Below are 12,909 nucleotides of genomic sequence, written 5' to 3'. Positions count from 1 at the left end.
GCGCACCTTGACGCGGGTGGGTTGGGCTCGCCACCGACTCGTGGCGGGCGCGCCGCGCTTCGATGCGGACGAGGTGTCGGCGCGCCGCGCGGACGGTCGAGCACCGCTATCCGGCGGCAGGCTGCACGAAACGCCTACCGCGACACCGACGCTCGGTTGCGGAGGGCGCGTTGCCGGTCCTCGAGAATGGTGGTGCGCCGCAAGGACATTGCTTCGGCAGGGCAGGTTCCCGTGGTGAGCGCGGTGTAGACGGCGTGCGCGTCCTCCAGCGCGTCGCGCGCGCCGACACCGGCGGCGGGGGTGATGGCGTGGTCCGCGTCGCCGATGAGTAGGACCGGCAGGGTGGGCGGCGCGGCCGTGTCGAGGGGTACGTCGCGAGCGTTGCTGACGTGCACGGAATCGGTGCGGTCCAGCAGGGTTTCGACCATGTCAGTGATCGACGGCGTGGCCCGCAGGACGGTGTCGTGCCACTCCTCGGTGGGTCGCATACCGAGGTCGTCCGGCCCGTCCAGCGGGTCCCTGGCGATCCGGATGAACCAGTGCGCGGCATCACCCGGCCGCCAGATGTGCCCGAATGTACTTGCGGCGCTGCCGGTTTCGTCGAGTTCGGCGAAGAAGTGCAGGATCTGCGCGTCGGTGTCCAGCGCGAGCGGATCCTCCGTCCGTCCGTAGAGCACCACATCGCCCGCGTAGACCGGCACGCGATCCGGCTCCAGACGCGCCCGGACGACGGAGTCGATACCGTCGGCGGCGATCACGGTGCCGTCGGCGGTGCCGGACGACCCGTCCCCGTGGGTGAGCCGGGTTTCGCCCCCGTCGAGGGCCACGCCCGTGACTGCTTGCCCATACCGGACGTCCGCGCCGGACGTACCGAGGAATTCGCCCAGCACCCGCATCAGCGAGCTGTGCAGCCAGAATCGGTGACCGCGGCTCATCGCCGCCCGTCGACCATCGCTGCCCGCGTACTCGAGCGCGGTCACCGGAAACGACGCCGCGTCCACCACCTCGTCGGCGACCCCGAGTTCATGCAGCACCGAATGCCCGCGCCCGTCGACGAACAGGAACGCGCCACCCTCGGCGCCCCGCCGCTGCCGCTCGTACATCGTGACCGGTTCACCCTGCCGGGCCAGCGCGCCACCGAGAACAGTTCCGGCGATACCTCCACCGATAATGGTCACCATTCGAATCTCCTACCTGGGTAAGCGGGTTCGAGCGTTGCGGAAGGTGGGGACGGCCGGGATGCCGTGGCGTCGCCTTGTCGTTCTTGCGCTGTCGACAGTAGTCGTGGGTGGTGTGCCTGGACTCGTGAATGAGCTACCCATGTGTCGGGACGGGCTCCGGTCTGGGGTGCGGCCCACGACAGCGCAGTGTCCTCCAACCTCCATGCTCGCGCGGACCTCGCGCCCGGCGTTGCCGAGTGGCATCCGAAGCTCAGGTGAGGGTGACCCCGGTGAGTTCTTCCGAGATCTCCCAGATACGGTGCGCCTCTTCGAGACTGCGTAACCGGCTGTAGATCTTCTGTTCGGTGGGCGGGCCGCCCAGGTGCCCGATTCCGCTGGGGCCGTACAGGCGTTCGCCGTGCGCGGCGGGGGAGGTGGCGGCATACAGGGCGGGGAGCTTCGCGGATTCGACGGTGCCGAAGAGGATTCCGCGCGTCGAGAACCAACGGATGAGTTTCACGCCTGTGGTGTCGTCGGTGCGTCCGAGTTCGGGGCGGGCGGAGAGGAGGTTGGTGGGAGCGACGCCGGGGTGGGAGAGGTTGCTGGTGACGCCCCAGCCGTGGGCTCTGCTGCGTCGGCCGAGCTCGAGTCCGAAGAGGCCGAAGGCGATCTTGGACTGGCTGTAGGCGCGCATGCCGTCGTAGGAACGTTCCCAGTTCAGGTCGTCCCAATTGATCCGGTTCTGGTTGGCGGCGATGCTGATCTGGGAGGTGACGCGGGCCGCGCCGGCCCGGAGCAGGGGGAGGAGGTGGCCGACCAGCGCGAAGTGCCCGAGGTGATTGGTGCCGAATTGCAGCTCGAAGCCGTCGGCGGTGACCTGGCGATCCGGTGGGGTCATCACGCCGGCGTTATTGATCAGCAGGTGGATCGGGCGGCCTTCCTCCAGCAGCGTTTCACCCAGTGCCGCGACGGAAGTCAGGGACGACAGGTCGAGTTCCCGCAGTGACACCGCGGCCGTCGGGTTCTGCTGCCGGATCGCGACCAGCGCCGCCTCGCCCTTGCGCGGATTGCGCACCGGCAGAACCACTTCCGCACCAGCGGCCGCCAGGCGCGCCGCTATTCCCACGCCCATGCCGTCGCTGGCGCCGGTCACTACGGCACGTTTGCCGGTGAGGTCGGGGATGGTGATGTCGGGATGTGTGCGTGGCATGGCTGCTGCTCCTCGTTCGGGGCTGGACGACGGCCGCGGCGTGCTTGACGTCCTGCTTTCACGGTGGTCGGATCGTGACGCGACATCCAGGGACTCTCGATCCGTGGATAACGCGGGGCTCGGCGGGTAGAAACGAGGCCAATCGCGAAAGGAGGATTCCGGTGATCGATCGTGCGGGGCTGGCGGGGTTCCTCCGGCAGCGCCGGGAGGCGTTGCAGCCCGAGGATGTCGGGCTGCCGCGCGGGCAGCGGCGCAGAGCGAACGGGCTGCGGCGGGAGGAGGTCGCCGGTTTGTGCCACATGTCGGCCGACTACTACGCGCGACTCGAACAGGAACGTGGGCCCCAGCCCTCGGAACAGATGATCGCCGCGATCGCGCAGGGCCTGCACCTTTCTCTCGACGAACGCGACCACCTCTTCCATCTCGCGGGCCACCAGCCGCCCGTGCGCGGCGAGACCAGCGACCATGTGAGTCCCGGCCTGCTCCGAATCCTCGACCGCCTCCACGACACACCCGCCGAGATCGTCACCGAACTCGGGGAGACCCTGCGCCAGACGCCGCTCGGCAAAGCCCTGACCGGCGACACCACCCGGCTCACCGGCCCCGCCCGCAGCATCGGCTACCGCTGGTTCACCGACCCCGCCGAACGCGACCTGTACGCGCCCGAGGAGCACCCGTTCCTGTCCCGGCTGTTCGTCTCCGGCCTCCGCGAGGCCGCCGCCCGCCGCGGTCCCGCCTCCCGCGCCGCGCACTACGCCGACCTGCTGCTTGCCGAGAGCGACGAATTCCGGACCCTGTGGAACACCCACGAAGTCGGCGTGCGCCCCCGCGAGGTGAAGCGCTTGCGCCACCCCGAAGTCGGAACGATGGACCTCCACTGCCAGACCCTCCTCGACCCCACCCAGTCCCACCTGCTGCTGGTGTACACGGCCACGCCGGGAAGCGAGAGTTACGAGAAGTTGCAGTTGTTGTCGGTGGTGAGCACCGAGATGCTGCGGTGAGAGGGTGGAGAGCGCGGTCGCTCATGGATGACGAGGGTACCGTCGCGGGTCCCGGTAGCCCTCCACCGAGTGTTCGTTCCCGGCGCCGGACGAGACCTGGTCGGTCATTCCTGTCGCGTTCCAGGAGGACTTCCACGACTGGGGATCGCGGGATCGAACTGGGTGAAGCCGGATCGTTGTTTGAATTCGTCGACGGAGTCGCGGGGGATGTCGAGACTACGGCTGTCGAGGTGGATTCCCTGAATTCCCTGTCGCCTTCGTATCAGACGACGTCGGTGTTCTCGGGGAAGGCGATGTCCGCGCAGTCGGTGAGGCGCTGGATCTCGTCCCCTTCGTCGGAGCAGCCGCCGGCATTCGCGACCACGGCGCAGACTGGGAGAACGGGACCAGTGGCTCGAATGATGCTGTGCGTCAAAGTTTTCCGATCCACCGCTCGAGCGGGGGTGCGCCGCCGTGGACGCGGAAGCTCCGTGCCCCAACCGGCCTCCACGAGGTGCCGCATGTCGTCGGCGATGCGTCGGACCGAGCCTGGCGCCGAATGCCGAAGCCCTACGGGACCGCCGCATGCCCCTCCCGAGGCGCTGTCGGTCTCCGGCGGATGCCTTCGTTCCGAACGCTGTGGCGGCCGGCGATGTCCGCGGTGCGCCGTGACTCGGCGAACGGAACAGCGAGGACTCGTATGTGGCCGAAGCCTGCGCGGTCGGGGCGGTCGTGTGCGTCGCGCGTGCGACGGACAGTCACGACCAGCCCTTGCGTGCCACGTCGCGATCGCGGTACGCGGGTACCAGAATGCTCGGACACATGCGTCCACCCCGCCCGTGATTCCGCAGCTTCGCGCGGTTCTCGATCTTGTGAAACGTGAGTGCCCCTCATGTTGGGGACCGGTCCGGCGACAAAAGCCCAGGTCGGGTTACCGGTGAGTACGACACTCGCCACAGAGGCTTCGGATTCGCGCGTTCGGCCGGTAGAGTTTGGACGGTCGTACCATCAAGCGCGAGTGGCGGAATTGGCAGACGCGCCAGATTTAGGTTCTGGTGTCCTAGGACGTAGGGGTTCAAGTCCCCTCTCGCGCACAGATCCACGTCATACGTGCCGGATTTCCGTGCCACGTGTTAGAGGGCCCTTTGACACGCGAGGTATGACCTGTGGAAACGACCCTTGACCTGCGACGATTGTTGGCAGATCTGCCGGATTCCGGCCCGTCGGCGACGTTCAGAGGGTTTGCTGGCGGCGGTGATCGCCGGTGATCCCGCCCGTCATCCCACCCCGGACTCCGCTGCTGGCCCGCGCCGCCCAGCGCTCGCCGGTGCCGGCGCCAGTTCTGGTTCGGGCCGCTGATCCCGCCATCGTGTACGGGCTGTGCACGGTCGGTGAGGCGGGCCGCATCCTCGACAAGCACTGCTTCACCGCGTTGGGATGGCACCCCGGCACGCGCCTGTCGCTGACCTGCCTGAACTCCGGCACCGTGTTGGCCCAGGTATCACCGGATGGCCCAGTCGCGATAACGGCCGGTCACTTCTTTCGCGTTCCTCACCCCTTGCGGCGCCGGGTCGGGCTGTCTGTCGGTGACCGCCCACTGCTCGTCGGGCATCCTCGCCACGGGCTGCTTATCCACCCACCCGCCGCGCTCGAGGCGCTGTGCGCGGCGAGCTTGAACGACCTCGGAGCGGCCCGATGACCGATCTGACGACCGCCCCGCCGAGCGCGGAGACTCTGGCCGCCGCGCGCCTGCTCCTGGCGCAGATGGGTATCGAACCCGCCGACCTGAGCACCGGCATTCCGGCGGTGCCGACCTTCGGCGACGTGATACCGAAGGTGCGGGACCGCCTGTCCCCGGGCACGCTGCGCACGTACAACACGCACTTCGAACGCCTGCTCGCCCAATGGCACGACCGTCGCCTCGACGAACCCACAAAGCTCGACCTCGACGAGATGGCACTCACTGTTCAAGCCGGAGCCCGCATCAACCGCGCATCCCGCGGCGGTGTCAGCGCGGTCGAGAACTTCATCAGCGCCACCCGATGCGTCTACCGGTACGCCGAGGACAACGGCTGGATCCGCCGCACGGACAACCCCGCCCGTCAACTCACCATGCCGACCCGCCGCCCGTCGAACCGCTACGCCATCCCCGCTCCTCAACTGGCCGAAATCTGTGAGGTCGTGGCCACCACCGGCGATGATCCTGAACTCGACGCCCTCATTCTGCGCCTGCTCACCGAGACCGCGTGCCGCCGCAGCGGCGCCCTGGGCCTGCGCCCGCACGACCTCGACGCGGACCAGTGCCTGGTCTACCTGCGCGAGAAGGAGGGCACCGACCGCTGGCAGCCGGTCTCGCCCACCCTGATGCGGCACCTGGTTCAGCACGCCGCCGAGCGCGGCGGCCCGAGATCTGGTCAACTGCTGCGCTACCGCAACGGCAAACCCATCACCACGCGACGATTCGACCACCTCTGGACACGTGTCGGCGAGGTCCTGCCCTGGGTCGCCACGCAAGGCATCAGCACGCATTGGATTCGCCATACCACTCTCACCTGGGTCGAACGCACCTTCAGCTACGCCGTCGCCGCCAAATACGGGGGACACCGCGGCAAGGCCAGAGGAACGACCCACACCTACGTCAAAGCCACGCTCCTCGAAGTCGCGGCGGCGCTGTCGGCGCTCACCGGGGAACCGCACCCCCTCGTCGCCGTGCACGCCTCCGACCAGGAGACTTCCTCCCTCACCCCTGGAGAAGATCATTGACCGCCACAACCGCTGACGTGCGCACCCCCGAGCCGACACGCTCGACATCGCGTGCGCACACGTTCTTCTGGACGGTCCTCGCTGCGGCCGCCGCGGTCAGCATTACCGGCAACGCGACCCAGGCGCTCCTACACGAGAGCGCCACCATCCCGGCGATCGCCGCCATCGTTGCCATCATCCCACCGTTGGCGTTGCTGGCGGCGGTGCACGGTGTGTCGGTCCTGGTGCGTGCGCACGCGGGATCGCGCGGCTCGTACTTCGTCGCTGTCGCCATGACCATGTTCATCGCGATCGGCGCATTCTGGTTGTCCTTCACCGCCCTTCGGGCATTGGCTGTCACGGCAGGTGTCCCAGCAGGTGAGGCGTGGCTGTGGCCGCTCATCATCGAGGGCTCGATGGCGCAGTCGACCGTCGCGCTTCTGACTCTGGCACACCACAACGCCGCGGACGTGCGCACGCCGCGGACACCGACGCCCGACGACGCGGTCGTCTCCACGCCCGCCGCGCCGCGCCCACCGTCGGGAACCGTGCGCACGCCACGGCGAGTGGCGGTGCGACTGTCGAGCGAGCAGATCGACGCGCTGGCGGCGACGCTGTGCGCACGTGACCCGGCCCGTCGCCGTGACCCCGCGCTCGTCACAGCAGCGCTCACCTACCATTACGTCGAGGGCTGGAACGCCACACGGATTGCCCGGGCGGTGAACAGGAGCCGCTCCTCCATCAGCCGGATTCTCACGGAGGCAGCCGAGCACGCAGCGGCAGGATCCGGTACTGAGTGACGCCTCAGAGCGAATGCCCCGGCGTGCGCCGCGATTCAGTGGGGTCCGGGGTATGTGCTACCCGTCCAACGCGAGGGAGAGTCATGGATCTCGAAACACCAGTCTCGGCATCTCGACTTCGTGGCGCCGACAGCGTTCGATGGATGGGCAAGTGTGCGCGCCAAGGTGCGCATGGGCCGCGTAGGTCGGGAGGGCCGATGGGACATGACCTTTCGTGTCCGACGTGCGGGCAGATCGACCTCGTGCAGAGCGTGCCTGCTGTCTACGCCGGCGGAACCGGCAGCGAGATCGCCAGCGCCGTGATGGGCGGAGTCGGGATCACATCGTCGGGAGTCGTGCCGGTGCTCGGCGTCTCGACGACCGAGCGCACGCGGACGTCGGTGCTGGCGAATTCGCTCGCTCCCGAACCCGTTGTCGCACCCACCGGACGCCTTGTGGCTTCCGGGCTGGTTATGTCCGTCCCCTTTCTCCTTGGGATCTATCCCGCAGTCAAACTGATCACTCACGACGCTGGGTCCGCGTCGGTCGGAATGCGAGTTTTGGTCGCAATGGTTGTTTTGGCGATATTTGCCACTCCGTCCGCGATTCTGTTCGGGATCGCCGCACGGAGAGCGGTGATGATGACCCGGATCGCGCGAGGGCGTCCGGCCGCATATGCGGCCTGGGAAACGGCGATGTATTGCCATCGGTGTCACAGTTGCCACTGGCCAGCTAATGCTCCACCGGGTATTCCCGCCCGGATGGCGCTGCACCCTCTGTCATTTCAGAGCGTCATCTGGCGGCCATATTCCGTCTAAGCCGCGAGGTTCGGGTCGGTTCACCCTTCTTCATTGTCTGTCGAAGTTCCGCCGCCCGTTTCGCCTGTGTTCTGAGCTTGTGTGGCGGAGATTTCTCTTGCCGGTTCAGGCGGTGGGGCGGTCGCGGCTTGCTGGGTGGGGGCGAGCCGCAGGAGTTGACGTACGCGTGCCGGTGTGAGACCGAGAAGGGTCGCGACGTCCGCGTCGCTGTGGCTGTTACGTCGAATCGCTTCGACTGTCGGGCCCAGTCGTTGTTCCAGGGTTTCCACTCGCTCGGCTGTAGTTGAGCGAGTGGTTGCGACCTGCTCTTCCAGCTTCGCGATCTGGGCGGCGGATTCAGCCTTTAGCGATTCGATCTCTTCCCACACTGTCAAGTAGTCCCGTACTGCGGTGTCGATCGCCTGCTCCCGCTGGCGCGCTTCTGCGCGAGCGAGTTGTCGTCGCTCGCGAATTGCTTCCAGAAGTTGCACGGCCTCGGGGGACCGCGGCCGACGCTTAGGCATCGCTGCTCTCCTTAACGCGCACCTGTCCCCGTGCCGCCACGTCGGTCTCCAGAATATCAACGAGCACTCATCAACGTCTCTGGCTTCGTGGCGCTGGCTGGCGGGCGACTTCGGCTGTGCCTGAATCGAAGGCTGCGCACCTGGATTCGACTGGTCTATCGTGTCGGCCGCTGCTACACGGGGCCGGGCAACGCCTGGGGCGCACTCGATATCGTGCGCCGCGGCACACGTACCGCGGCGGGCCGTGTCCTGCTCGCGTTCGCCGCGCATCAGACCGCCGATGCCGTCACCGGCAACGGTCACGACCGAGTGCCGCTGACCGGCTCCGATGCCTTAGCAAGCCGTGCCCCGGAGCTCTGCGTTCTCGCGGTACTTCGAGCCAGTTCCCTGTCCGTCCCTGTCGCCGTATCGGAGTGCGTTCCGGTGCGGCGTTTTTCGTTTCTGGAGGCTGTCATGCCTGATCTTGATCTGATACCCGCGTGTGCCGTGTGCGGTGGCCAGAGTCCGACGACGCGGCACACCGCTGATGGCGGGCCGTTGTGTTGGTCGTGTTTTCAGGGGTTGCCGCGCTGCGGCGAATGTGGTTGTGCTACTGGCGAATTGCTTGATGTGGTCGGTGGTGGTCGCGTGTGTCGTGGGTGCGCGGGCCAGCTGTTGGCGTGTGTGGCGTGCGGTGGGTTGACCAGATCGCCTCTACCCACGGACTCCGGTTCGGTGATCTGTGCATCGTGCACGACCGGTTTCGAGCAGTGCTGGCAGTGCTCGCGGTTCAGCGCCGACAGTCGCTATCTGTCCGGTGGGTCGCGGGTGTGTCAGGTGTGTGGGCCGCAGTTCGAGTCGTGTGCCGAATGCGGCACGCTGGTGCGGCCGGGTCGGTCGTGTGATCGTTGCGCTGATCCCCGCCGTGTCTGGGGCTACGTCTACAAGCCGGACCCGGTGTTTCACGGGCAGGGGCCGGTATATCTGGGGCTCGAGCTCGAGATCATCGTCCCGGAGCTCGTGTACGACGACGCGGTCGCCGAAGTCGCCGCCCGGGTGGGCAATCTCGCCTATCTGAAGCAGGATTCCTCGATCCGGCCGAATGGGTTCGAGCTGGTCACTCACCCCATGTCGTTTCAGTGGGCGATCGATCATTTCCCGTGGTCGCTGCTGACGGATCTGCGTGAGATGCGGTGTGAGGCAGACGGTTCGGTGGGGTTGCATGTGCATGTCAGCCGTGCGGGTTTCGACGGTCCGGCGCACATCTACCGGTGGCTGAAGCTGGTGTATCGCAACGAGACTGCGATCACGCGGTTGGCGCGGCGGCGCTCGACGCGGTACGCGCCGTTCGACGCGCGCGCTCGGGCCCGTGCCCGCGATTCCGCCAAGGGTGCCTCAGTGCGTGATCTGCCGCGGCGAATGGCGGTGAATGTGCAGCCGCGCCACACCCTGGAGGTGCGTGTGTTCGCCAGTTCGCTCCAGATGCGCGAGGTGCAGGCCGCGCTGGCGTTCGTGGCGGGATCGGTCGAGTACACCCGCGCGCTGACGGTGCCGGATCTGTGTGCCGGGGCGTGGGAGTGGGAGCGGTTCGCCGCCTGGGTGGCCGAGCGTGCGGAGTACGCGCCGCTGACCGGCGAATTGGAGGATCTCGCGTGTGCCTGCTGACCTATTTCGCGCCCGGCGCGCTACCGGACACGACGGCGTTGCGGTGGGGTGCGTGGCGCAATCCGCACGGGCACGGGTACGGGATCGTCACCGGCGGTGAACTCCTGGTGGGGCACGGGATGGACGGCCGCGAGGTGGTGGCGGAGTTCGCTGCCCTGCGTGCCGCTCATCCCGACGGTCCGGCCCTGTTCCATTCCCGCTACGCCACCAAGGGCACGATCGGGCTGGCCAACTGTCATCCGTTCCCGCTGGGAACGGACGGTCGTACTGTGTTGGCGCACAACGGGACTCTGCCCAAGCGGGTGCATCCGGGCGCCTATGACGAGCGGTCCGATACCCGGATCGCCGCCGAGGATTACCTGCCGACCGAACCGTTCGGCCCGGTGGACACTCGTCGCGGTCGGCGTGGTCTGGAGTCCTGGCTCGGGTCGAGCAAACTCGTCCTGCTCACCGCCGATCGCAGCGCCTATGCGTCGAGCGCTTTCATCTTCAATGAGGACCTCGGTGTGTGGGATGTCGAGCGCGGCATCTGGTATTCGAATCACACCTACCGGGCGACGCCGCTGCTGGCAGGGCGGTGGCTGCTGCGCTGCCTGTGCTGCGGGCACGTCGATCAGGCCCGTCGTGGCCGCTACTGCCGGCTGTGCGGGTGGTGTTTCGCCTGCCGTGAACCGTTGCCCGATTGCGAATGCGCGGCGACTCGGATCGCCCGGCCCCTGATCGGGTCCCTTTTCTGAGCCCTGCCAGCCGTTCACCTCTTTCGAGCCTCGGTGCCGCGACGGATGTCGTTGCGGCGCCGGGGCTTTCTTCGTTCCCAGGAAGGATCCTCTCTTTTGCCGACTCCTGTTTCCGCGCGCTCCGAGCGCGCCGACGATGCCGATCACGATCTCGACTGCAGTGAGTGCGGCGCACCGACGGTCTCGGATCGGCGCACCGTCGATGAGCTGATCCTGTGCGCGGACTGCGCCGGGGACTGGTACAGGTGCGGCGACTGCGGCCGTTTCGACTCCTTCACGATCACCACGGCGGGCGGAGACGAGGTCTGTGATTCGTGCGCCTCGGCATACACCTACTGCCTCGACTGCGACTGTCCCGCCGAGGACACCGTCGGAGTCGACGGCGGCGGTGAAGTCTGTACGTCGTGCCTTCGGCACGGCTATCACGAGTGCCAGCATTGCGACACCTACATCCGTGACGGCGAGAACTACTGCGGGCACTGCGAAGCCACTCAGTACAGCGACGACATCTTCGACAGCTTCTACAGGCCGAGCCCGGTCTTCCACGGGTCCGGCCCGTTGTATCTGGGCCTCGAGCTCGAGGTGCGGCTGCCGCACGGCGTGGACCGGGCTGCGGCCACCGCGGTGGAACACCTCGGTGGCTTGGGCTATCTGAAGCATGACGGGTCGATCAGCTGCGGCTTCGAGCTGGTCACCCACCCCATGTCGTTTCCGTGGGCGATCGAGCATTTCCCGTGGTCGCTGCTGGCGCGGCTGCGGCTGCTGGGCGCCTACACCGACGACGAGGTCGGTATCCACGTCCACCTGTCCCGCGACGGGTTCGACGGCCCTTCGCATGTCTATCGGTGGATGAAGTTCGTCTACCGCAACCAGCAGTCTGTCACCGTCCTGGCGCGGCGTGACGCGCCGTACTGGGCGGCCTTCGATGAAGGGGCGCGCGCCGAGATCGCTTCCTACGCCAAAGGATCGCCGTCCACCCATGGCCGATATCAGGCCATCAACGTCTGCAGCGAGCCCACCTACGAGCTGCGCGTGTTCGCCAGCTCACTCGATACGCGCGAGGTGCAGGCCGCGCTCGGGTTCGCCGCCGCCTCCGCCGAGTACACCCGTGCGCTGACGGCGGCCGATATCGCTCGTGGTGGCTGGGAGTGGGACCCGTTCGTCGCCTGGCTGCGCGTCCGGCCCGCCTACGCCGCGCTGCTGGCCGAGCTCGACCGCCTCGGTATCGCCGGCACCCCGGCCGACAGTGAGGGCGAGGGCTTGGCGTGTGCATCCTGACCTTCCTGCGCCCCGGCGCCGCCCCCGATGTGGAAGCGCTGCGCGGCGGCGCCGCCGCGAACCCGCATGGCCACGGGTACGCGGTTCTCACCCCTGAGCGCATCATCGTCGGCCGTGGCATGGACCCCGAAGCCGTCCTCGGCGAGTTCACCGAGGCGCGGTCACGCCACCTCGACGGGCCCGCCCTGTTCCACTCCCGGCTGGCCACCCACGGCACCCGCGCACCCGACAACTGCCATCCCTTCGCGGTGGGTGGTGATGGGCGAACTGTGCTCGCGCACAACGGTATCCTGCCCGATGCCGTGCATCCGGGACCGGGTGATCAGCGGTCGGACTCGCGGATCTTCGCCGAAGATTTCCTGCCGCGCAGCCCGTTCGGGTCGCTGGATTCCTGGGCGGGCCGCGACCGGCTCGAAGCCTGGCTCGGTGGCGACAAAATGGTGCTGCTGACCCTCGACCCGGCCTATGCCCACCGCGCCTACATCTTCAACGAGCAGCGCGGGCACTGGGATCTCGAACGGGCGCGCTGGTACTCCAACCACAGCTACCGCGACTTCGACAGCTACTACGACGCGCACGGGTGTTACGACTGCGAATCCTGCGGCGAGCAGGCATATCTCGACGATGGGCCGCACTGCGGTTACTGCGGTTACTGCCTCGACTGCCGGCAGCGCTTTCCCCGCTGCCGCTGCCCCGAACTCGACGGCACCGACCGCTACGCCGATCTTTTCGATCTCGAATACACCTGACCACCAACACAATCAGAGAGGAAGGACCCGTCCTGGCATCCACCACCGATCCCCGCCCCGACCTGCCGGACACCCAGGCCAGTGAGATCGTCTCGATTCTCGATCACCTGCGGTACACCATCGATACGGAGCTGACCGCGCTGGACTGGGCCGAGGAGGAGATCACCGCAGCCGGGGCCCGCCACCCCGACGCGGCCGATCTGCTCCACCACGCCTACGAACTGCTGCGCCCCACCCACCCGCAGATCCGGAGCGAGTTCCTGTTCCGCGCGCACGCCGCACAACTGCTCGACCGGCTCGCCGTCGGCG

At 67.5% G+C, this 12,909-nt stretch carries 12 protein-coding genes and 1 tRNA gene; 9 read left to right on the top strand and 4 right to left on the bottom strand.

The genetic code is table 11. From position 1 onward, the window contains the following. Positions 1 to 134: 134 nt before the first annotated feature. Entirely contained in the window at positions 135 to 1,181 is a 1,047-nt protein-coding gene (locus OHB21_RS00500; protein ID WP_195125692.1) for an FAD-dependent monooxygenase, read from the bottom strand. A gap of 250 nt (positions 1,182 to 1,431) precedes the next feature. Next, positions 1,432 to 2,370 (bottom strand): SDR family oxidoreductase, encoded by a 939-nt coding sequence (locus tag OHB21_RS00495; protein ID WP_195125693.1) that lies wholly within the window; start codon positions 2,368 to 2,370, stop codon positions 1,432 to 1,434. Between the two features lie 161 nt (positions 2,371 to 2,531). Here OHB21_RS00495 and OHB21_RS00490 point away from each other — a divergent pair, with 161 nt between their 5' ends. The 5 genes from OHB21_RS00490 (at position 2,532) to OHB21_RS00470 (ending at position 6,892) form a co-directional block, all read left to right on the top strand. Next, entirely contained in the window at positions 2,532 to 3,371 is an 840-nt protein-coding gene (locus tag OHB21_RS00490; protein ID WP_067508521.1) for a helix-turn-helix transcriptional regulator, read from the top strand. A gap of 991 nt (positions 3,372 to 4,362) precedes the next feature. After that, positions 4,363 to 4,444: transfer RNA gene (locus OHB21_RS00485), tRNA-Leu, on the top strand. 170 nt (positions 4,445 to 4,614) lie between these two features. After that, positions 4,615 to 5,049 (top strand): hypothetical protein, encoded by a 435-nt coding sequence (locus OHB21_RS00480; RefSeq protein WP_328436982.1) that lies wholly within the window; start codon positions 4,615 to 4,617, stop codon positions 5,047 to 5,049. Next, on the top strand, positions 5,046 to 6,113 hold the full coding sequence (locus OHB21_RS00475; RefSeq protein WP_328436980.1) for a tyrosine-type recombinase/integrase: 1,068 nt from the start codon (positions 5,046 to 5,048) through the stop codon (positions 6,111 to 6,113). Before OHB21_RS00480 ends, OHB21_RS00475 begins: the two co-directional genes overlap by 4 nt. A gap of 17 nt (positions 6,114 to 6,130) precedes the next feature. Then, positions 6,131 to 6,892 (top strand): DUF2637 domain-containing protein, encoded by a 762-nt coding sequence (locus OHB21_RS00470; RefSeq protein ID WP_328436978.1) that lies wholly within the window; start codon positions 6,131 to 6,133, stop codon positions 6,890 to 6,892. 262 nt (positions 6,893 to 7,154) lie between these two features. On the opposite strand, the gene OHB21_RS00465 is transcribed toward OHB21_RS00470, so the two are convergent. Both OHB21_RS00465 and OHB21_RS00460 read right to left on the bottom strand, forming a co-directional pair. Further along, a complete protein-coding gene (locus tag OHB21_RS00465) occupies positions 7,155 to 7,316 on the bottom strand; it encodes a hypothetical protein (protein WP_328436976.1) in 162 nt (53 codons plus the stop codon). Between the two features lie 393 nt (positions 7,317 to 7,709). Continuing rightward, a complete protein-coding gene (locus OHB21_RS00460; protein WP_328436974.1) occupies positions 7,710 to 8,159 on the bottom strand; it encodes a hypothetical protein in 450 nt (149 codons plus the stop codon). A 120-nt stretch (positions 8,160 to 8,279) separates the two neighbouring features. On the opposite strand from OHB21_RS00460, the gene OHB21_RS00455 reads away from it, so the two are divergent. The 4 genes from OHB21_RS00455 (at position 8,280) to OHB21_RS00440 (ending at position 12,600) form a co-directional block, all read left to right on the top strand. Beyond that, complete coding sequence (locus OHB21_RS00455) at positions 8,280 to 9,836, top strand: hypothetical protein (RefSeq protein WP_328436972.1); 1,557 nt, start codon at positions 8,280 to 8,282, stop codon at positions 9,834 to 9,836. After that, positions 9,824 to 10,573: a class II glutamine amidotransferase gene (locus OHB21_RS00450; protein WP_328436970.1), complete on the top strand. Its 750-nt coding sequence runs from the start codon at positions 9,824 to 9,826 to the stop codon at positions 10,571 to 10,573. Before OHB21_RS00455 ends, OHB21_RS00450 begins: the two co-directional genes overlap by 13 nt. 96 nt (positions 10,574 to 10,669) lie before the next feature. Then, the gene (locus tag OHB21_RS00445) at positions 10,670 to 11,851 is read left to right on the top strand and encodes a hypothetical protein (RefSeq protein WP_328436968.1); all 1,182 of its coding nucleotides are present in this window, start codon (positions 10,670 to 10,672) and stop codon (positions 11,849 to 11,851) included. Next, positions 11,839 to 12,600: a class II glutamine amidotransferase domain-containing protein gene (locus OHB21_RS00440; RefSeq protein WP_328436966.1), complete on the top strand. Its 762-nt coding sequence runs from the start codon at positions 11,839 to 11,841 to the stop codon at positions 12,598 to 12,600. Before OHB21_RS00445 ends, OHB21_RS00440 begins: the two co-directional genes overlap by 13 nt. Positions 12,601 to 12,909: the final 309 nt, after the last annotated feature.

The organism is Nocardia puris, from assembly GCF_036051655.1.
GTDB lineage: Bacteria > Actinomycetota > Actinomycetes > Mycobacteriales > Mycobacteriaceae > Nocardia > Nocardia puris.
The sequence above is the reverse complement of the archived record's forward strand: the minus strand, read 5'-3'. Positions and strand labels throughout refer to the sequence as shown.